Consider the following 18,622-nt stretch of genomic DNA (forward strand, 5'->3'; position numbering starts at 1 on the left):
CCCCTGTCAGTCCATCTGATTATTCAGGGAACCACTGCTTATTCAGTTTCTCCACCGTCCCGTCGGCTTTCAGCGCGTCCAGAGCGGTGTTCAGCTTATTCAGTAACGCCTCATTATCTTTGCGCACGGCAATGCCAAGACCCGTCCCAAAGTAGCTGCTGTCTGTGATATGTTCTCCGACGGAGCTGAGGTCAGGATTGGTCTTCAGCCAGGCACCGACGACAGCAGTATCGCCCAGGATGCCATCCAGACGGTTATTTTTCAGATCAAGAATAGCGTTCTGATAGCTGTCGTAGGCCACCGCCGTGATCTCAGGATGCTTATCCTGCAGATATTTCTGGTGGGTCGTGCCGTTTTCCATCCCGACGCGTTTTCCTTTCAGCTCCTCAAGGCGAGTGAAGCGGCCCTTTTTGGCGATAATAATTGCTGAGTTAGCGTAATACGGCTGCGTAAAGCTGACCTGCTTACTGCGCTCTTCGGTGATGTCCATCCCGGAGATCACCGCATCGTAGCGTCGGAACTTCAGCGCAGGCACCAGGCTGTCAAAAGGATTATTGGTAAAGCTGCACTCCGCCTGCATCTGCTTACACAGCGCATTGGCCAGGTCGATATCAAAGCCAACAATCTGATTATCGCTGTTCAGGGATTCAAAGGGAGGATAGGTCGCCGAGGAGGCAAAACGGATCTTATCTGCGGCCTGGGTTCCAAAGGCAACGCTGGCAAGCAGGGCTGCCAGAACGAGTTTTTTCATCAGTTTATTCCTTAAGGTCTCATTATCCTGACCAGTATCCCTGACGGGCAGGCCGGTCTATCGGCTGATTAAAAGGCGGTGAGGGCTTTTTATTCTGCGTTGCCGGTGAGGCCGCGCCTGACAACGCACTCGCCCGTTTTAGTTACGCCGTTCAAACGCCAGGGCGTGGCGCTCAATCAGGCGCATCATCAGGGTCAGCAGTCCGTTCACACAGAGGTAAATCACCCCGGCTGCGGCGAACACCCCGATGTCATACGTGCGGCCATACAGCAACTGCCCGTGTCCCATCACTTCCATCAGCGTAATGGTGTAGGCCAGCGAGGTACTTTTAAATACCAGCACCACTTCGTTGGAATAAGAAGAGAGTGCACGTTTAAAAGCGTAAGGCAGCAAAATGCGCAGCTGATCGCGGCGGTTCATGCCCAGTGCCGCGCAGGACTGCCATTGCCCGGCGGGAATAGCACGGACCGCACCGTGAAACAGCAGCGTGGTATAGGCCGCGCTGTTGAGTGACAGCGCCAGCAGCGCACAGAGCCAGGGCTCAGAAAGGAGAGCCCACAGCCAGGGAATATTCTGAATCGCCGGGAACTGACCCGGACCGTAATAGATCAGGAAGATCTGCACCAACAGCGGCGTTCCGGTAAACAGGGTGATATACCCCCGCGTCACCAGGTTCAGCACCGGCACTTTCAGCGCCAGGATCACGGTAAACAGCAGCGCCAGCACCAGCGCCAGCAGCAGGGACGTCACCGTCAGCAGCAGGCTGGTATTCAGACCTTTCAGGAGTTCAGGGAAATAACTCAGCATCAGCAGTCACCCCGTTCAAAACGCGTAGTCCGCAGCTCAATCCGTTTCAATACCGCCTGGCTGACGAGGGTGATCAGCAGGTAGATCCCCGCCGCAATGACATACCAGGTAAAAGGTTCCTGGGTACGTGTGGCGATACTTTTGGTCTGTAACATAATATCGTTAACGCTAATCAGCGATACCAGCGCGGTATCTTTCAGCAACACCAGCCACTGATTGCCCAGACCCGGCAGCGCGTGGCGCCACATCTGCGGCATAATCAGTCGGAAGAAGATGGCGGTTTTTTTCATCCCCAGCGCCTGGCCTGATTCCCACTGTCCTGACGGTACGGCTTTTAGCGCGCCGCGCAGGGTTTGTGAGGCATAGGAGGCGTAGAGCACGGCCAGCGCGATCACACCACACAGGAACGGGCTGACGTCAAAATTCTCAATGGCGACCTGGATGGGGATCTGCACGATACCCAGATTGAGGGTAAAGCCATCAGAGAGTGTGAGCAGCAGCTGTGAAGCGCCATAGTAGACAAACAGCACCACGAGAATTTCCGGCAGGCCACGAAAAAGGGTGACCAGGCCGGTGCCAAGCCAGGCGAGGGGACGCCAGCGCGCCGATTCCCAGACGGCGAAAATCATCGCCAGGATTAACCCTGCGACCAGCGCACAAACAGCCAGGCCGACGGTCATTCCGGCGGCGCTGGCAAGCGTATAAAATTCGTTCATTAATTACTGCGCAAACCACTTGCTGTAGATTGTTTTATAGGTGCCGTTGGCTTTCACCTTGTCCAGCGCCGCGTTGAATTTACCCTGAAGTTCCGTATTGCCCTGGCGAACTGCAATGCCCAGGCCAGTACCAAAGTAGGCTTTATCCGTTACTTTCTCACCCAGCGGGGCCAGATTCGGATTTTGCTTCAGCCATTCGTTCACCACGGCAGTATCACCGAATACGGCATCAATACGGCCATTCTTCAGGTCAAGGATCGCATTCTGATAGCTGTCATAAGGGACAACCTTAATGTCTGCCAGTTTCTCACCGAGGTATTTCTGATGCGTGGTGCCGTTTTGCACACCGACACGTTTTCCTTTCAGCGCATCGACGCTGGCCACTTTATCTTTTTGAGTGATAAACAGGGCGGAATTTTCATAATACGGTTTAGTGAACAGCACCTGTTTTTCACGCTCAGGTGTGATGTCCATTCCCGCCATGACGGCGTCGAAACGACGGAATTTCAGGCTGGGGATCAGGCTGTCAAAAGCCTGGTTGGTAAAGGTACACTCGGCGCCGATCTCGCGGCACAGCGCGTTGGCCAGATCCACGTCAAAGCCCTGGATCTTATTATCAGAATCCACGAACTCAAAAGGAGGGTAAGACGCTTCGGTGGCAAAACGAAGGGTCTGGGTCGCGCTGGCGCTCAGGCTGAAGCCGGCTAACAGCGCGGCAATGACAATTTTTTTCATCGTTATGTCCTGCAATTAATGCGAAAGATAGTGGGCAAACGCCTCGGTTTGCGGCTGTGTAAAGCGGCTGGCATCACCCTGCTCGACGATATAACCGTTCTCCATATACACCACGCGGCTGGCCGTCTTACGCGCCACCTCAACTTCATGGGTCACGATCACCTGGGTAATTTGGGTCTGCGCCAGTTCACGAATGATGCTGACGATCTGGGCGGTGATTTCCGGATCCAGCGCCGCGGTCGGTTCATCAAACAGCAGAACGGCCGGTTCCATCATTAGCGCACGGGCAATCGCCACGCGCTGCTGCTGACCGCCTGAAAGGTGAAGCGGGTAGCGGTCAGCAAAAGCCGTAAGACGCAGGCGATCGAGCAGCCTGGCCGCACGATCATGGGCCTGTGCTTTGCTGAGACCCAGCACGCGGCAGGGCGCCTCGATCAGATTCTGAACGACCGTCAGGTGAGGCCAGAGATTGTACTGCTGAAAGACCATACCCACATTTTGACGCAGTTCGCGTATCGCGGCGTCGCCAGGCGGGCGGGTAAAGTCAAAGCGATTACCGGCAATCTCCAGCGTGCCGGAACGCGGCATCTCCAGCAGGTTTAACACGCGCAGGAGTGAGCTCTTCCCGGCGCCACTCGGGCCCAGAAGTACCAGCGTCTCACCCTGTGGGCAAGCCAGCTGAATGTCGAACAGCGCCTGATGGGCACCGTAATAGCAGTTTATACCGTTTAGTTGAATACTCATGCGCAAAAAGTGAATAGCAATTGATGCCGCGAATCTTAACGTCGACAGCATAGTTATGCAATCATTGTGCGTTAAAATTTATTTATGCGGGCAGGGTGATTGAATAGTAGCACAACATAGCGTGATGTAACGGTTTTGGCTTCGATGTATCGATGTTGTTATGCAAATGTGTGCGCGAGATCGTGCCGCTGATGCGCGGCACGCACAAAGGGTTTATTTTTGCAGCAGCTGACCCAGCGAACCGCCCGACAGATGGGGATTATTGCCGAGATAACGCACATCGTTGACCGTCCAGCAGGTGCCTTCACGGACCATATGAACTTCATCCTGCCAGCGAACGTCGCCACGCTGCAGGGTTACACGCAGCGGAATATTGCGTGCGTCAGTATTCGGAATGGTCGAGGCGTCCGCCACGCTGGCTTCCGTCGGCCCCTGGCGCTGGCTGGAGAAGATATCCCCCGTCAGCTGTGCGTTTTTATTCGGTTCATTCTGTGCTTTGAGCAGCAACTGATAGAGTTTGTTACTGAGCAGAGGCCGGTATTTTGCCAGCAGTTGCGCATCCGGCACGCCCTGAGAAGGCTGCTGATCGCGTAAATCGTAGAACTGTTGCGCTACGCTGTCCGGGCCGCCGTCAACACATGGCCCTACCCGGGTACCAATATCCTTATAAGCGGGTTCGACGGTGGTACAGGCACTCAGCAGGAGTGCGAGGGGAACCACGACAGCAAAGGGCTGGTATTTCATTTTGATTTCCTTATTGTTATCAGCGGGTGTGCTTTATCATTAAGTATAGCCGCTCAGTTGAGTGAAAAGAACGAAGCGTACATGACACATGGAGAGCTGTATGAAATTTTCGACTACCCCGACGCTGGAAGGCCAGCCCATTACTGAATATTGTGGTGTTGTGACTGGAGAAGCTATTCTCGGGGCCAATATTTTTCGCGACTTTTTTGCCGGCATTCGCGATATCGTCGGTGGGCGCTCCGGAGCCTATGAGAAAGAGCTGCGCAAAGCCCGCGAGATTGCTTTTTCTGAACTGGAAGCGCAGGCGAAATCCCTCGGTGCGGATGCCGTAGTGGGTATCGACATTGATTATGAAACCGTAGGGAAAGACAGCAGTATGCTGATGGTGAGCGTCAGCGGTACTGCCGTTAAACTGCGTCACTGATGCGTCCAGTTGCTGTTATCCGGCCGCTGCTGGTGCTGCTGGCTGTCTTTATTTATACCTCTATTACCCCAAAAGGGCTGCTGCCACAACAGGGGTACACCGTCGATACGCGGCAGGAGGCCTGGGGCGCACGGCCGCGCGTGAAAGTGCTGGTTATCCACTACACCGCCGGGGATTTTCCGCGTTCGCTGAATACGCTTACCGATCGCAGCGTCAGTGCACACTATCTCCTGCCGGCAAAACCGCCGAAATATGACGGCCAGCCTCTGGTGTGGCGTCTGGTGCCGGAGTCGATGCTGGCGTGGCACGCCGGTGAGAGCTACTGGCGCGGTGCCACCCGGCTGAATGATACCTCAATCGGCATTGAGCTGGAGAATCAGGGCTGGCATCGCGAGGGGCGGGCGATCGTCTGGCAGCCTTTCCCGCAGTCGCAGATGGATGCGCTGCTTCCGCTGATGCGCGATATTATCCAGCGCTACGGCATCCTGCCGCAGGACGTGGTAGCACACAGCGATATCGCCCCGATGCGCAAGCAGGATCCCGGCCCGGAATTTCCCTGGGAAGCGTTTGCCCGCCAGGGGGTGGGTGCCTGGCCTGATGCGGCCCGGGTGACGTTCTGGCTGGCAGGACGACCGCCGGCGCAGCGGGTGGATAAGACCCGCCTGTTGAGCCTGCTGTCCAGCTATGGCTACGAGGTAACGCCGCAGATGAAACCGTATCAGCAGCAGGCGTTGATCGCGGCGTTTCAGATGCACTTTCGTCCTGCTGACTACAGTGGCATTGCCGATGCCGAAACTGAAGCCATCGCCGCCGCGCTGGTGGAAAAATATGGTGCAGGATAGTTTACGATGTGGCTAAAAAGGCCTGCCACTGGCTGACCAGCTGCTCCAGCGCAGGGCGATCGGTGTCCAGATGGGTCACCAGCCGCGTCACCGGGCCAGGGCTGACAAGAATACCGCGTTCCCGCATCCAGGGGCCCAGCGTGGCAACCTGTGCCTCCGGCAGGCGCAGGAACACCATGTTGGTATCCTGGCGGGTAACGTCAACGCCAATATCCCGCAGCGCAGCAGCCAGCCACGCGGCGTTATCATGGTCATCTTTTAAGCGCGCCACGTGATGCTCCAGCGCATACAGCCCCGCCGCCGCCAGTATTCCCGCCTGGCGCATCCCGCCCCCGGTCATCTTGCGCCAGCGTCGGGCCCGCAGAATAAACGCCTCACTGCCGCACAGCATGGCTCCCACCGGAGCACCCAGCCCTTTCGACAGACAGACCGTCAGCGTATCACCATAGCGGGCGAGGGCCTCCAGCGGTACGTCCAGCGCGACGGCCGCGTTGAAAATGCGCGCACCGTCAATATGTAGCGCCAGATGACGTTCACGGGTAAACGCCCATGCCTGCTGTAAATACGCCAGCGGGAGCACCTTACCGTTATGCGTATTTTCCAGACTTAACAGGCGGGTAATGGCGAAATGTACATCATCCGGCTTGATAAACTGCGCCACAACGTCCAGCGGTAGCGTGCCGTCAGCGGCCGCGAGGATTGGCTGAGGCTGAATGCCCCCCAGCACCGCAGCGCCACCTGCTTCATATTTGTAGTTATGTGCCAGCTGACCAACAATATATTCCTCGCCGCGCTGACAGTGGCAGAGCAGGGCGACCAGGTTGGCCTGGGTTGCACTGGGAAGGAACAGGGCAGCGGGCTTACCGCTCAGACGGGCAACTTCCGCTTCCAGTTTATTGACCGTGGGATCGTCGCCGTAAACATCGTCTCCGGTTTCGGCTGACATCATCGCACTCAGCATGGCCTGAGTGGGGCGGGTCACGGTATCACTACGCAGGTCGATCACGCTTGTTCTCCTGTCAACGGTAAAACGGACGCCGCAGCGTCCGTCAAAAAGAGCCTCTCACTCTTTTACCGTAGCCAGTTGGTTTTAGCCAGATCAACCAGTTCATCACCGCGGCCGTTAATGATGGCGCGCATCATGTACAGGCTGAAGCCTTTGGCCTGTTCCAGTTTGATCTGCGGCGGCATGGCCAGCTCCTCTTTGGCGGTGACCACGTCCACCAGCACCGGGCCGTCGTGCGCCAGCGCCTCCTGCAGCGCATCGTCCAGCAGGGATGCCTGCTCAACGCGGATGCCTTTTACCCCGCAGGCGTTGGCAATGGCGGCGAAGTTGGGATTTTCCAAATCGGTACCGTCGGTCAGATAACCGCCGGATTTCATCTCCATGGCCACAAAGCCCAGCACGCTGTTGTTGAATACCACGATTTTCACCGGCAGTTTTAACTGCGCCAGTGAGAGGAAGTCGCCCATCAGCATGCTGAAGCCACCGTCCCCGCACAGGGCGATCACCTGGCGGTTGGGGTCGATCGCCTGGGCTCCAATCGCCTGCGGCATGGCATTCGCCATCGAGCCGTGGCTGAAGGAGCCGAGCAGGCGGCGTTTGCCGTTCATTTTCAGGTAGCGGGCTGCCCACACGGTCGGCGTGCCCACATCACAGGTAAAGATCGCATCCTCACTGGCGTAGCGGCTGATCTGTTGCGCCAGATATTGTGGATGAACAGGCAGTTTATCGTTGGCCGTCGCCAGGTCATCGAGCTCTTTCCGCGCTTTTCCATAGTGTTCCAGCGCCTTGTCCAGAAAGCCGCGCTCCGTCTTGACCGTCAGCTGCGGCAGCAGGGCATTGAGCGTCGATTTGATATCCCCGACCAGCGCCATATCCAGATGACAGTGGCTGCCCAGGCTGCCTGGATTAATATCAATCTGAATAATTTTTGCATCGGCCGGATAAAACGCACGATAAGGGAACTGGCTGCCCAGCACCAGCAGCGTATCGGCATTCATCATGGCGTGATAACCCGATGAGAAGCCGATCAGCCCGGTCATGCCCACATCGTAAGGGTTATCATATTCGATGTGCTCTTTACCGCGCAGGGCATGAACGATGGGGGCCTTCAGGGTTTCTGCCAGCGCCACGACCTCACTGTGGGCACCGGCACAGCCGCTACCGCACAGCAGAGTAATATTACCTGACGCGTTGAGTACCGACGCCAGCTTCGTCAGCTCCTCACTGACCGGCTGAACCTGCGGCAGATGTGGGGGATACCAGTCCGCCGTTGCACCTTCCGGGGCCATCTGCAGGGCAATATCGCCCGGCAGCACCACCACAGAGACCCCTTTGTTCAGGATCGCTTTGCGCATGGCAATGCCGAGAACCTGCGGCAGTTGCTCGGGGTTGGAAACCAGTTCGCAGTAGTGGCTGCACTCACGGAACAGCTCCTGAGGATGAGTTTCCTGAAAGTAATTACTGCCGATCTCTGCAGAAGGAATATGAGCGGCGATGGCCAGTACCGGCACGTGGTTACGGTGGCAGTCGAACAGACCGTTAATCAGATGCAGGTTACCGGGGCCACAGGAGCCGGCGCATACCGCCAGCTCGCCGGTCAGGTGTGCCTCCGCACCCGCAGCAAAGGCGGCGACTTCCTCATGACGGGTTGGCATCCAGCGGATTGTATCCATACGGTTAAGGCTGTCGCTCAAGCCGTTGAGCGAGTCGCCGGTGACCCCCCAGATACGTTTCACGCCTGCACTTTCCAGTGTTTTCGCTACCAGCGCGGCAACAGTTTGCTTCATGCTTCTCTCCTCAGTGGTGGGGATGTCCTTTAACAGAAAGGTCAAATTGGCTGAAACAAGCTTAGTTTAGGATGCAGGAAACGGGGAAATCCCGTGTGAAACCGTTTATTTCACACGGGAGCAGGGCGTCAGGCGAGGACAATATCGCTTTGTGGGTAGCAGCTGCAGGCCAGCACGAAGCCGGCCTCAATCTCACTGTCGCTCAGGGTCTGAACGCTGGTGGTGTGGTAGCTCCCTTCAGCAACGCGGGTTTTACAGCAACCACAGACACCCGAACGGCAGGCCGCGGCGACCGGCTGCTGATGCTGTTCCATGGCCGTTAACAGCGACCACCCGGCGGGAAAGGCGCCCCCCTGCATCAGCGCCGGGCTGCGCAGGGTGAACTGAGCGGATCCCACCGGCGCTTCGCTCACCGGCGTAAACTGTTCAGTCAGAATTTTTTTTGCCCCCAGCGCCTGCGCATCCTGCTGAAGGGCATTCATATAAGGCTGGGGGCCGCAGATCATCACCGTACGCCGGGCCATATCTGGCACCAGGGCTGCGAGGCGGGCACGATCAAGTCGCCCGGACTGCATCTCTGCCGTGGCGGCGTGTTCTGCAAACAGAGTCAGTGTTAACCACGGCTGCATGGCGCTCAGTTCCCGGGCAAAAATCACATCCTGCGGCGAACGAACACTGTAAATCAGTTGCACGCTGCAGCCGGGGCGTTGCGCCTGCAGCCAGCGGCACATCGACATCACCGGCGTGATGCCGCAGCCCGCAGCGAGAAACAGATAGTGACTGGCGGGGTGGCGCTGACAGCTGAAATCTCCCTGTGGATCGGACAGCCAGATATCATTGCCCGGGCGCACCTGCCGGGTCAGCCAGTCCGACCCTTTACCCTTTTCAATGCGCCGCACGGTAAGCGTGATCAAGGCGCTTTGCCCGGGGGTGGAGGACAACGTATAGGCGCGCATTTCCTCGCTGTTGCCGATTCTGACCAGCGCGAACTGACCTGCCTGCCAGCGATAAAAATCGTGATTAATTAACGCCAGCGTCCAGACGTCCGGCGTTTCCTGCTGCACATGATGCACCTGCATACGCCAGGGGCACAGATTCGGTGATTTCATCAGTTACTCCGCGTGGCCAAGAATGCCAGCCAGATCGTTTTCCACGCTGCTGACCGGGATCATGCCGAACTCTTTCTGCAGCAGCGCCATCAGATTGTCGGTGAGGAACGCCGGTGCCGTCGGGCCGGTACGGATATTTTTTACTCCGAGGGAGAGCAGCGTGAGCAGTACCACGATAGCTTTCTGTTCAAACCAGGACAGCAACAGTGATAACGGCAGGTCGTTCACACCGCAGTTCAGTTTCTCCGCCAGTTTTACCGCCAGCATAATGGCCGCATAACTGTCGTTACACTGGCCAACGTCCAGCAGACGTGGCAGCCCCTCAATATGACCAAAATCGAGTTTGTTAAAGCGGTATTTTCCACAGGCCAGCGTCAGGATCAGACAGTCATCCGGGATCGCCAGCGCCATATCAGTGTAATAGCTGCGCTGGTCGCGGCTGCCATCGCAACCGCCCACCAGAAACACATGGCGCAGCTTTTTACGGCTGACCAGGTCAATGACGCTGTCGCAGGCCTCCAGCAGCACTTTTCGGCCGAAACCGACGGTGATTTCATGGGGAATTTCACTCCACGGGAACCCCGGCATCGATTCTGCCTGGTCAATCACCGCCGAGAAGTCATCCTCTTCAAGGTGGTTTACGCCAGGCCAGCCGACAATACTGCGCGTCCAGATACGATGCTGATAATCGCCCACCAGCGGATCGATAATACAGTTGGAGGTCATCACGATGGGGCCGGGAAAACGGGCAAATTCCGCTTGCTGATTCTGCCAGCCGCTACCGTAATTGCCTGCCAGATGCGGATATTTTTTTAACGCCGGGTAACCGTGTGCTGGCAGCATTTCGCCGTGAGTGAAAATGTTAATGCCACGGCCGGCGGTCTGCTCCAGCAGGATCTGCAGATCTTTCAGGTCGTGGCCTGATATCAGAATGGCTTTACCGGCCACCGGTCGGACGTTGACGGTGACGGGCTGCGGATCGCCATATGCGGTGGTTTGCGCTTCATCGAGCATCCCCATGATGGTGAAGTTCATTTTGCCAATCTGCATGGCACAGCTGACCAGATCAGCCATCTCCGATGGCTGCGTTCCCAGCCAGGCCATAATCTGATGATATTCAGCATAGATATCGTTGTCGAAGCGCCCGTGGACGTGGGCATGTTCCATATACGCCGCAGCCCCTTTCAGCCCGTAGAGACAAAGCAGGCGCAGCCCGAGAATATCGGCGTTGACGCCGGCAACATTCAACGCGAACTGCGCGGCCTGTTGCTGCAACCCGGCTATCTCGTGGCTGGCCAGGGCCAGTGAGGCCAGCGGATGATCCAGCAACCGACTGCCGCCCGCGTCGGCACAGCGCTGCTGCAGGCGATCGCGTAGCGCAATGGCCTCAACCGCATAATCCACAATACGCCGTGAATCAAAGTTGACGTTCGTCAGTGTGGAAAAAAACGCGCGCGGGGCAAAGCTGTCCACTTCATGGTCGATAATACCCAGACTGCGTGCCTGCAGCGCCCAGGCTGAAAGCCCCTGAAGGACTGCGACCAGCAGATCCTGTAAATCAGAGGTTTCCGCTGTTTTACCGCACATCCCCTGCGCGTAGGCACAGCCGTCACCGGCTGGTGTACGCATTGTTTGCTCACATTGAATACAGAACATGATCTCACCTTTTATAAGATGTATTTAATATGCATCTTATGTAAGAGATCCCGGCGGCGGATACAAGGGGCTTGTGCCGTTAACCCACCTGGCTTTGATCTGGCGCAAAGGGGACGGCCTGAAAAACGATTTTTCCCCGCAGCTTGACCGACAGCCACTGGCCAACCATTCTGATTAAAACCGGGATAACAGGGGCGAAGATGATTCTGGAAAATATGGCCGTTACCGGCTTTCGTGGCATCAGTCAGCTGTCGCTGCCACTGGAGGGAACCAATGTCCTGATCGGGGAAAATGCCTGGGGGAAATCCAGCCTGCTGGATGCGCTGACTCTCCTGCTGGCACCTCAGCCCGATCTTTATGCCTTCAGGCCCCACGATTTTCATTTTGCACAGGGCGATGCAGCGCGCCGCGAGCGGGATTTGCAGGTGGTGTTTACCTTCTGTGAACGCGAAGCGGGGGAGGCGGATGCCCTTCACTATCAGGTCTTCGCCCCGCTGTGGTGGTGTGGTGAAGACGGATTACGGCGTCTGACGCTGAAAATGACGGGACATCAGCCTGACGCCGGGGAGGTGATCACCCACCGCCAGTTTGTTGATGCCTGCAGCCAGCCGCTGCTTACGGATGAGCGTGCGCTGGCGGCGATCAAAACGCTTATCCGCCTGCACCCGGTACTGCGCCTGCGTGATGCGCGTTTCAGTCGTCGTCAACCTCATGACGCGGCAGCGACCTTGCCCGCCGCGCCGTTTGCCGAACTGACCAGTATAATGGAAGATCTGCTGCGCGAGGGGGGGGCGGGCCCACAAAATCTGTCCGACAGTGCTCTGCGCGAAGGGGTCAACACACTCCGGCAACTGGTGGAACACTATTTTTCTGTTCAGTCACCGCAGGCTTCACTGCCGGGAACCCGGGTTTCTCACCTGCAGCGTGAGTCAGGCAGCGGCTGGCGGCATCTGGGTGAGATGAATCATCTGATTGCCGGCGGCGACCGCAGCCGCCGGCTGATATTGCTGCGGCTGTTTGCGCTGCTGGTACAGGCGCGGGATGCCCGGGAGCTGGATGCACAGGCGCGTCCGCTGCTGGTGCTGGAAGATCCGGAGACCCGGCTGCATCCCATCATGCTGTCCGTTGCCTGGGAGCTGCTGTCCCTGCTTCCGCTGCAAAAAATGGTGACCACCAACTCTGGCGAACTGCTGTCACAGGTACCGGTAGAACAGGTATGCCGTCTGGTGCGTGAGCCCGGACGCGTGGCTGCGTGGCGCATTGGCCCGTCAGGCATGAGTGCTGAAGACAGCCGCCGTATTGCTTTCCACATCCGTTTTAACCGCCCGTCCTCGCTGTTTGCCCGCTGCTGGCTGCTGGTGGAAGGCGAGACGGAAGTCTGGGTGATGAACGAGCTGGCCAGGCAGTGCGGCTACCACTTTGCCGCAGAAGGGATAAAGGTGATTGAGTTTGCCCAATCCGGTTTACGCCCGCTGTTAAAATTTGCCCGGCGAATGGGGATTACGTGGCATGTGCTGACCGATGGTGACGATGCGGGCCGGAAGTATGCCGCCACGGCCCGTGGCATGTTACAGCAAGGCGATCGGCACGAAGATCATTACCTGACGCAATTACCCGCACTGGATATGGAGCATTTCCTGTACAAGCAGGGATTCGCAGCAGTTTATCATCGTATGTCCGGGTTGCCGGCGGGGACACCACTCAACCTGCGGCGCATTATTGCTAAAGCTATTCAGCATGCGTCCAAGCCAGAGCTGGCGATTGCAGTGGCAGCAGAGGCCGCCTCACGGGGAACGGATTCTGTGCCTGAACTGCTGCGCAGCATGTTTTCACGCGTGCAGCGGCTGGCGCGGGGCAACGCAGATTAGCCGCGGCGCAGAGGCATTTGAAGGGTTGCCGGGTAATGCGCCTTGAAAAAGGCGTATCGCAACCCATATAGATAATTCGTCAGGCGTAAGCATAAAAATGCCAGCATCGCTGGCTGGCATTTTATCGTAGGGTTGTACAGAATGAAGGAAGGGGATTACGCGCTGACGGCGATGGCCTCTTCCACAGGGACGATGAGGCTGGCATGATTGCCTTTTGGCCCCTGATGCAGATCAAACTGGACTTGTTGCCCGGCTTTCAGCGTTCTGTAGCCGTCCATCTTAATCGTTGAGTAGTGTGCGAAAATATCTTCGCCGCCGCCCACCGGACAGATGAAACCGAAGCCTTTGGCGTTATTAAACCACTTAACAGTACCCGTCTCCATGCTTCTACATCCCTCGCAAGACATTCAAAATTGAGTGAGGTGTTCAGGTTTTTGACCTGATGGCTGGTTAAATCGCATCCAGCCTGTGCTTGTACTGTAGAGAATTAGCTCCAACGGTCAAGCAAACGAGGGGAGGAAACGGAGATGAAATCATCAAAATTTGAAGCAGTTAACGCTATTGGAAATTTTGTGATGAAGGTCGCGATTGATGATTTCAGTACGCCATTTCAATCGCGCTGCACAACATTATGTTCATGTTATTCCTAACCTGAATAATGGTAGTGTGGCGTAAGTAAGTCATGTTGATCACTCTGGACAGGTATGGGAAAGACTAACGATTGGCTGAATTTTGAAAAACTTGCAGACGACAAAGTCCGCGAGGAGCTCAAGCCACCCTCGATGTATAAAGTTATTCTGAATAATGACGATTATACGCCTATGGAATTTGTTATTGACGTTCTGCAAAAGTTCTTTTCTTATGATGTTGAACGTGCAACGCAACTGATGCTCGCGGTTCACTACCAGGGAAAGGCGATTTGTGGTGTATTTACTGCGGAAGTCGCAGAGACCAAGGTCGCTCACGTGAACAAATATGCCAGGGAAAATGAGCATCCGTTGCTTTGTACGCTGGAAAAAGCCTGAATAAGGCGATCTAATGGGGGAGGTGCCTATGCTCAATCAAGAACTGGAACTCAGTTTAAATATGGCTTTCGCCAGAGCGCGCGAGCACCGACATGAGTTTATGACCGTCGAGCATTTGTTACTGGCTTTACTCAGTAACCCGTCGGCCAGAGAGGCACTGGAAGCCTGTACGGTGGATATCGTGGCCTTGCGCCAGGAACTCGAAGCCTTCATTGAACAAACCACCCCGGTCTTACCGGTGAGTGAAGAGGAGCGCGACACACAGCCGACGCTCAGTTTCCAGCGCGTACTGCAGCGTGCTGTCTTCCACGTGCAATCATCCGGCCGCAGCGAAGTGGCGGGGGCAAATGTACTGGTCGCCATCTTTAGCGAACAGGAGTCGCAGGCGGCTTATCTGCTGCGTAAACATGAAGTCAGCCGTCTTGATGTGGTGAACTATATCTCTCATGGCACGCGCAAAGATGAACCGGGTCCGGCATCGGGTGCGGAAAATCCGGTCAATGAAGAGCAGGCAGGCGGGGAGGATCGTATGGAAAACTTCACCACCAACCTTAACCAGCTTGCCCGCGTAGGCGGTATCGATCCGCTGATCGGCCGTGATAAAGAGCTGGAACGTGCTGTTCAGGTGCTGTGCCGCCGTCGCAAAAATAACCCGCTGTTGGTGGGGGAGTCAGGTGTTGGTAAAACGGCGATTGCGGAAGGCCTTGCCTGGCGTATCGTGCAGGGCGATGTCCCGGAAGTGATGAAGGACTGCACCATCTACTCGCTGGATATCGGTTCACTGCTGGCTGGCACCAAATACCGCGGCGATTTTGAAAAACGCTTCAAAGCCCTGCTGAAACAGCTTGAGCAGGACACCAGCAGCATTCTGTTTATCGATGAGATCCATACCATTATCGGTGCAGGTGCGGCATCGGGTGGCCAGGTGGATGCCGCGAATCTGATCAAACCACTGCTGTCGGGTGGCAAGATCCGGGTGATGGGATCAACCACTTACCAGGAATTCAGTAATATTTTCGAAAAAGATCGTGCGCTGGCGCGTCGCTTCCAGAAAATTGATATTACCGAACCTACCGTAGAGGAAACGGTTCAGATCATTAACGGCCTGAAACCGAAGTACGAAGCGCATCACGACGTCCGTTACACGGCGAAAGCGGTACGCGCAGCGGTGGAACTGGCGGTGAAATACATCAACGATCGTCATCTTCCTGACAAGGCTATTGACGTGATAGACGAAGCCGGTGCCCGTTCACGACTGATGCCGGTCAGCAAGCGCAAGAAAACCGTTAACGTTTCCGACATTGAATCGGTGGTGGCTCGTATTGCGCGGATCCCTGAGAAGAGCGTGTCGGCTTCTGACCGTGACTCTCTGAAAACGCTGGGCGATCGTCTGAAGATGCTGGTCTTCGGGCAGGACAATGCCATTGAGGTGTTGACTGAAGCCATTAAAATGAGCCGTGCAGGCCTGGGACAGGATCGCAAACCGGTCGGTTCCTTCCTGTTTGCCGGCCCGACTGGCGTGGGTAAAACCGAGGTCACCGTTCAGCTGGCTAAAGCGCTGGGCATCGAGCTGCTACGTTTTGATATGTCTGAGTACATGGAACGTCATACGGTTAGCCGCCTGATTGGTGCGCCTCCGGGTTACGTGGGCTTTGACCAGGGTGGGCTGTTAACCGATGCGGTGATTAAACATCCCCATGCGGTCGTGCTGCTGGATGAAATCGAAAAAGCACATCCGGATGTCTTCAATCTGCTGTTGCAGGTCATGGATAACGGTATGCTGACCGACAATAACGGCCGTAAAGCGGATTTCCGTAATGTGGTGGTCGTGATGACCACTAACGCCGGGGTTCGGGAAACGGAGCGTAAATCTATCGGCCTGATCCAGCAGGACAACAGTACGGATGCCATGGAGGAGATCAAAAAGATCTTTACACCAGAATTCCGTAACCGTCTGGATAACATTATCTGGTTCAAACATCTGGATCAGGTGGTTATCCACCAGGTGGTCGACAAGTTTATCGTCGAACTCCAGGCACAGCTGGATGCAAAAGGTGTCTCGCTGGAAGTCAGTGATGAAGCCCGGGACTGGCTGGCAGAAAAAGGGTACGACAAGGCAATGGGCGCACGCCCGATGGCCCGTACCGTGCAGGAGAGCCTGAAAAAACCGCTGGCTAATGAACTGCTGTTTGGTTCACTGGTTGACGGGGGGTCAGTGTCGGTAGCGCTGGATAAAGACAAAAACCAGCTCACTTACCACTTCCTGAGTGCTGAAAAGCGCAAAGCAGAAGGCACAGTGCACTAATCTGCCCGCCCTGCGTTAATAAAAAAGCCTGATGGTTAGCCATCAGGCTTTTTTTTATCTATTCGCAGCCTGGCGGCTGCATTAACAGTGTGGGCCAGAGTCTGTCCCAGTCCCCTCCGTGGGTCATGCCCGGCACGCTGATCCCCTTTACACAGGTCGAGTGGCTGGCACTGACGTAGCCCTCAGTCACGCTTTCTGGGATAACCCGATCGTCGTTGCCTGAGTAATGGATCTGCGGCAGGGTAGCCAGCCTGGTGGCAACGGCTCTGGCATTCAGCGACAGCGGCATCGGACTGACATGATGAAGCCGGTTAACTTCATCCATATCCAGATTGCCTGCCACGGTGCGCAACGACAGTACGTCACTCCGCCGCGCAGCCACCAGCGCTGCGATGCCCCCCCCGCCGGAATATCCCACTAAAACCAGCGACTGTCCGGGGGCCGAGCGCAGTATCTGGCTGATGGCGTTGTTTATTGTATCGATCACCACTGGAGCAAAACGGCGGTCAGTCCACCAGCTTTGATTACAGGCAGGGTTACGGGTCATGGGGATATACTGGCAGGGGCGTGCCAGGTAGGCTACGTTTGCCGCGTTATCCACAGCGGCCAGCTTGAGTGCAACCGGGTTCAGCGGGGTAGGGTCGCGCGAGGGCTGGCCGGGCGTCACCCAGGCAAATCCATCCCCTTCAATATACAGATGAACCGGCTGGTGGGGATCGCTAATCCGCCCCCACCAGCGCAGGACAAAAGGCGCAGCGTGGATCTCACCCGGCTGCAAACCCGCCTGATGCGCGATGGCATCGGCGGTCGCTAACCTGTTCTGTGAAGTACAGCCGGCAAGAAGCAGGCTGCAACACACCGATGCCAGAGGTAACGTAAGTTTCATCGGCTAATCAGAACAGTTTACGAAGTTGCAGGCTGACGGTCTGACCCTGGAAGTGCGGGGCGGTCTGCAAATCATAACGGGCTTCCAGCGTCAGATCATCGTCATGGGCCAGTGCGACGCCCACGCTGGTTTCCGCGCTGTCGGCCGCCGGGCTGGCACCCTGTGAGGTAAAGCGGGTTTCACCCAAACTGTCTGCACTGAAGCCTGATGTCGTGGTCATGCGGCTACGATCGTATTGATGAGTCCACATCAACTGAACAAACGGTGAAAGATCGCCTGCAGCCGTTGACCAGTTGTGTGACAGCTTCGCCCCCAGGCTACTCTCAACTGACTGACTGTGTGCACTCTCAACCGTCAGGGCACTGCCGCTGCCACTATTTTCCTGGTAGCTATCCTGATGCAGATAGCTGTAACTCAGGCTGGCCAGCGGGGTTAAGGTCGTGTTTGCGCTCAGCAGGAAGGGATAACCAGCTTCACTCTTCACGGCGATCTGTTGCCCGTGGAAGTGTCCACTGGCACTGTCGTTAAAGCCGCTAAAGTCGACGGCGCGCTGGCTGTCATAGGTCTGACGTGTCAGGCTGGTACTGAGGTTAACAAACCATGGGTCACCGCTATAGGTGGCGTAAAGAATCCCGCCCCACGCGTCCACATCGCTGTGACTTCCCTTCAGGTTGTCCGCACCTTTGACCGAGGTACGACTGTAACTCAGGGCTGCACCGGCGCGCCAGCTATCCAGCAACTGACGATCTGTGCCCAGCACCAGGCCGGCATAGTGTGCACGATAGCCACTGACGTCATCGACCATTCCCTGTCGCGCGCTACCGTAGAAAGGTTTACCCCATACCGCCCACTCCAGACTGTCATCTCCCGTGGCAATCCCGCGTGCACTGGCCCCCGGATTGATACGCAGGCCATCGAGATGCGTGCCCACCACGCCCAGCGCATCCATTGAGGCGGCCGAGGTGGCCGCTGACGCCATGCTGTTCTGAGCAGGGGACAGCTGTTCACCGACCCGGTTGGCCTCGGCCTGAGTCGTAATGGTTTTTGAGGCGTTGAACAGGTCAAGCAGGCCGGCAGAGAAGCCGCTATAACCTGAAAGGCCATTGATTGACGAAATCGCGTTACCCGTGGTCGGCAGCGGCTGGGCTGCAACAGGATCAGCAGGCGTCACGGGCGGAGTGACCGGAGGCGTCACGGGCGGAGTGACCGGAGGTGTT

At 56.6% G+C, this 18,622-nt stretch carries 18 protein-coding genes; 5 read left to right on the forward strand and 13 right to left on the reverse strand.

Translation table 11 applies throughout. The features are described 5' to 3' along the window. Positions 1 to 19: 19 nt before the first annotated feature. From EPE01S_RS15230 to EPE01S_RS15255, 6 genes are all read right to left on the reverse strand, one after another. Positions 20 to 751 carry an arginine ABC transporter substrate-binding protein gene (locus EPE01S_RS15230; protein WP_062746694.1) on the reverse strand — a complete coding sequence of 244 codons (732 nt, stop codon included), beginning with the start codon at positions 749 to 751 and terminating at the stop codon, positions 20 to 22. Positions 752 to 889: 138 nt separating this feature from the next. After that, positions 890 to 1,558 carry an arginine ABC transporter permease ArtM gene (gene artM / locus EPE01S_RS15235; RefSeq protein ID WP_062746696.1) on the reverse strand — a complete coding sequence of 223 codons (669 nt, stop codon included), beginning with the start codon at positions 1,556 to 1,558 and terminating at the stop codon, positions 890 to 892. After that, positions 1,558 to 2,274: an arginine ABC transporter permease ArtQ gene (gene artQ / locus EPE01S_RS15240; RefSeq protein ID WP_062746698.1), complete on the reverse strand. Its 717-nt coding sequence runs from the start codon at positions 2,272 to 2,274 to the stop codon at positions 1,558 to 1,560. Before artQ ends, artM begins: the two co-directional genes overlap by 1 nt. Before the next feature lie 3 nt (positions 2,275 to 2,277). Further along, on the reverse strand, positions 2,278 to 3,009 hold the full coding sequence (gene artJ, locus EPE01S_RS15245; RefSeq protein WP_062746700.1) for an arginine ABC transporter substrate-binding protein: 732 nt from the start codon (positions 3,007 to 3,009) through the stop codon (positions 2,278 to 2,280). A 15-nt stretch (positions 3,010 to 3,024) separates the two neighbouring features. Then, a complete protein-coding gene (artP, locus tag EPE01S_RS15250; protein ID WP_118664364.1) occupies positions 3,025 to 3,753 on the reverse strand; it encodes an arginine ABC transporter ATP-binding protein ArtP in 729 nt (242 codons plus the stop codon). Positions 3,754 to 3,966: 213 nt separating this feature from the next. Beyond that, the gene (locus EPE01S_RS15255; RefSeq protein ID WP_062746702.1) at positions 3,967 to 4,497 is read right to left on the reverse strand and encodes a lipoprotein; all 531 of its coding nucleotides are present in this window, start codon (positions 4,495 to 4,497) and stop codon (positions 3,967 to 3,969) included. 100 nt (positions 4,498 to 4,597) lie between these two features. On the opposite strand from EPE01S_RS15255, the gene EPE01S_RS15260 reads away from it, so the two are divergent. Together EPE01S_RS15260 and EPE01S_RS15265 are read left to right on the forward strand one after the other, a co-directional pair. After that, positions 4,598 to 4,921 (forward strand): heavy metal-binding domain-containing protein, encoded by a 324-nt coding sequence (locus EPE01S_RS15260; RefSeq protein ID WP_062746704.1) that lies wholly within the window; start codon positions 4,598 to 4,600, stop codon positions 4,919 to 4,921. After that, positions 4,921 to 5,763, forward strand: a complete 843-nt coding sequence (locus EPE01S_RS15265; RefSeq protein WP_062746707.1) for an N-acetylmuramoyl-L-alanine amidase — start codon at positions 4,921 to 4,923, stop codon at positions 5,761 to 5,763. The genes EPE01S_RS15260 and EPE01S_RS15265 overlap by 1 nt, the downstream gene beginning before the upstream one ends. A gap of 1 nt (position 5,764) precedes the next feature. Here EPE01S_RS15265 and ltaE read toward each other — a convergent pair whose 3' ends face one another. From ltaE to hcp, 4 genes are all read right to left on the reverse strand, one after another. Further along, positions 5,765 to 6,769 (reverse strand): low-specificity L-threonine aldolase, encoded by a 1,005-nt coding sequence (gene ltaE, locus EPE01S_RS15270; RefSeq protein WP_062746709.1) that lies wholly within the window; start codon positions 6,767 to 6,769, stop codon positions 5,765 to 5,767. A 65-nt stretch (positions 6,770 to 6,834) separates the two neighbouring features. Beyond that, positions 6,835 to 8,556, reverse strand: coding sequence for a ubiquinone-dependent pyruvate dehydrogenase (gene poxB, locus EPE01S_RS15275; RefSeq protein ID WP_062746712.1), 1,722 nt, complete (start codon positions 8,554 to 8,556; stop codon positions 6,835 to 6,837). Positions 8,557 to 8,684: 128 nt separating this feature from the next. Next, positions 8,685 to 9,665: an NADH oxidoreductase gene (gene hcr, locus EPE01S_RS15280; protein WP_062746715.1), complete on the reverse strand. Its 981-nt coding sequence runs from the start codon at positions 9,663 to 9,665 to the stop codon at positions 8,685 to 8,687. A gap of 3 nt (positions 9,666 to 9,668) precedes the next feature. Then, complete coding sequence (hcp, locus tag EPE01S_RS15285) at positions 9,669 to 11,321, reverse strand: hydroxylamine reductase (protein WP_062746718.1); 1,653 nt, start codon at positions 11,319 to 11,321, stop codon at positions 9,669 to 9,671. A 200-nt stretch (positions 11,322 to 11,521) separates the two neighbouring features. On the opposite strand from hcp, the gene EPE01S_RS15290 reads away from it, so the two are divergent. Further along, positions 11,522 to 13,189, forward strand: a complete 1,668-nt coding sequence (locus EPE01S_RS15290) for an ATP-dependent nuclease (protein WP_062746720.1) — start codon at positions 11,522 to 11,524, stop codon at positions 13,187 to 13,189. Between the two features lie 155 nt (positions 13,190 to 13,344). Here EPE01S_RS15290 and cspD read toward each other — a convergent pair whose 3' ends face one another. Then, the gene (gene cspD, locus EPE01S_RS15295; RefSeq protein WP_062746723.1) at positions 13,345 to 13,572 is read right to left on the reverse strand and encodes a cold shock-like protein CspD; all 228 of its coding nucleotides are present in this window, start codon (positions 13,570 to 13,572) and stop codon (positions 13,345 to 13,347) included. Positions 13,573 to 13,893: 321 nt separating this feature from the next. Here cspD and clpS point away from each other — a divergent pair, with 321 nt between their 5' ends. Together clpS and clpA are read left to right on the forward strand one after the other, a co-directional pair. Continuing rightward, a complete protein-coding gene (gene clpS, locus EPE01S_RS15300) occupies positions 13,894 to 14,214 on the forward strand; it encodes an ATP-dependent Clp protease adapter ClpS (RefSeq protein ID WP_062746725.1) in 321 nt (106 codons plus the stop codon). Positions 14,215 to 14,242: 28 nt separating this feature from the next. Then, entirely contained in the window at positions 14,243 to 16,519 is a 2,277-nt protein-coding gene (gene clpA / locus EPE01S_RS15305) for an ATP-dependent Clp protease ATP-binding subunit ClpA (protein WP_062746752.1), read from the forward strand. A gap of 58 nt (positions 16,520 to 16,577) precedes the next feature. Here the strand turns inward: clpA and EPE01S_RS15310 are convergent, their stop codons facing one another. Together EPE01S_RS15310 and EPE01S_RS15315 are read right to left on the reverse strand one after the other, a co-directional pair. Further along, positions 16,578 to 17,405 carry an alpha/beta fold hydrolase gene (locus EPE01S_RS15310; protein WP_062746727.1) on the reverse strand — a complete coding sequence of 276 codons (828 nt, stop codon included), beginning with the start codon at positions 17,403 to 17,405 and terminating at the stop codon, positions 16,578 to 16,580. 7 nt (positions 17,406 to 17,412) lie between these two features. Beyond that, positions 17,413 to 18,622 (reverse strand): autotransporter outer membrane beta-barrel domain-containing protein (locus tag EPE01S_RS15315; RefSeq protein WP_157076022.1); only part of this gene is annotated, 1,210 nt, incomplete at its 5' end.

Source organism: Erwinia persicina NBRC 102418 (assembly GCF_001571305.1).
Classification (GTDB): Bacteria; Pseudomonadota; Gammaproteobacteria; order Enterobacterales; family Enterobacteriaceae; genus Erwinia; species Erwinia persicina.

What these genes read in the sequence shown, in the direction of transcription:
- EPE01S_RS15230 (WP_062746694.1), bottom strand. Translation starts at nt 751, where the DNA reads ATGAAAAAACTCGTTCTGGCAGCCCTGCTTGCCAGCGTTGCCTTTGGA.
- artM (WP_062746696.1), bottom strand. Translation starts at nt 1,558, where the DNA reads ATGCTGAGTTATTTCCCTGAACTCCTGAAAGGTCTGAATACCAGCCTG.
- artQ (WP_062746698.1), bottom strand. Translation starts at nt 2,274, where the DNA reads ATGAACGAATTTTATACGCTTGCCAGCGCCGCCGGAATGACCGTCGGC.
- artJ (WP_062746700.1), bottom strand. Translation starts at nt 3,009, where the DNA reads ATGAAAAAAATTGTCATTGCCGCGCTGTTAGCCGGCTTCAGCCTGAGC.
- artP (WP_118664364.1), bottom strand. Translation starts at nt 3,753, where the DNA reads ATGAGTATTCAACTAAACGGTATAAACTGCTATTACGGTGCCCATCAG.
- EPE01S_RS15255 (WP_062746702.1), bottom strand. Translation starts at nt 4,497, where the DNA reads ATGAAATACCAGCCCTTTGCTGTCGTGGTTCCCCTCGCACTCCTGCTG.
- EPE01S_RS15260 (WP_062746704.1), top strand. Translation starts at nt 4,598, where the DNA reads ATGAAATTTTCGACTACCCCGACGCTGGAAGGCCAGCCCATTACTGAA.
- EPE01S_RS15265 (WP_062746707.1), top strand. Translation starts at nt 4,921, where the DNA reads ATGCGTCCAGTTGCTGTTATCCGGCCGCTGCTGGTGCTGCTGGCTGTC.
- poxB (WP_062746712.1), bottom strand. Translation starts at nt 8,556, where the DNA reads ATGAAGCAAACTGTTGCCGCGCTGGTAGCGAAAACACTGGAAAGTGCA.
- hcr (WP_062746715.1), bottom strand. Translation starts at nt 9,665, where the DNA reads ATGAAATCACCGAATCTGTGCCCCTGGCGTATGCAGGTGCATCATGTG.
- hcp (WP_062746718.1), bottom strand. Translation starts at nt 11,321, where the DNA reads ATGTTCTGTATTCAATGTGAGCAAACAATGCGTACACCAGCCGGTGAC.
- EPE01S_RS15290 (WP_062746720.1), top strand. Translation starts at nt 11,522, where the DNA reads ATGATTCTGGAAAATATGGCCGTTACCGGCTTTCGTGGCATCAGTCAG.
- cspD (WP_062746723.1), bottom strand. Translation starts at nt 13,572, where the DNA reads ATGGAGACGGGTACTGTTAAGTGGTTTAATAACGCCAAAGGCTTCGGT.
- clpS (WP_062746725.1), top strand. Translation starts at nt 13,894, where the DNA reads ATGGGAAAGACTAACGATTGGCTGAATTTTGAAAAACTTGCAGACGAC.
- clpA (WP_062746752.1), top strand. Translation starts at nt 14,243, where the DNA reads ATGCTCAATCAAGAACTGGAACTCAGTTTAAATATGGCTTTCGCCAGA.
- EPE01S_RS15310 (WP_062746727.1), bottom strand. Translation starts at nt 17,405, where the DNA reads ATGAAACTTACGTTACCTCTGGCATCGGTGTGTTGCAGCCTGCTTCTT.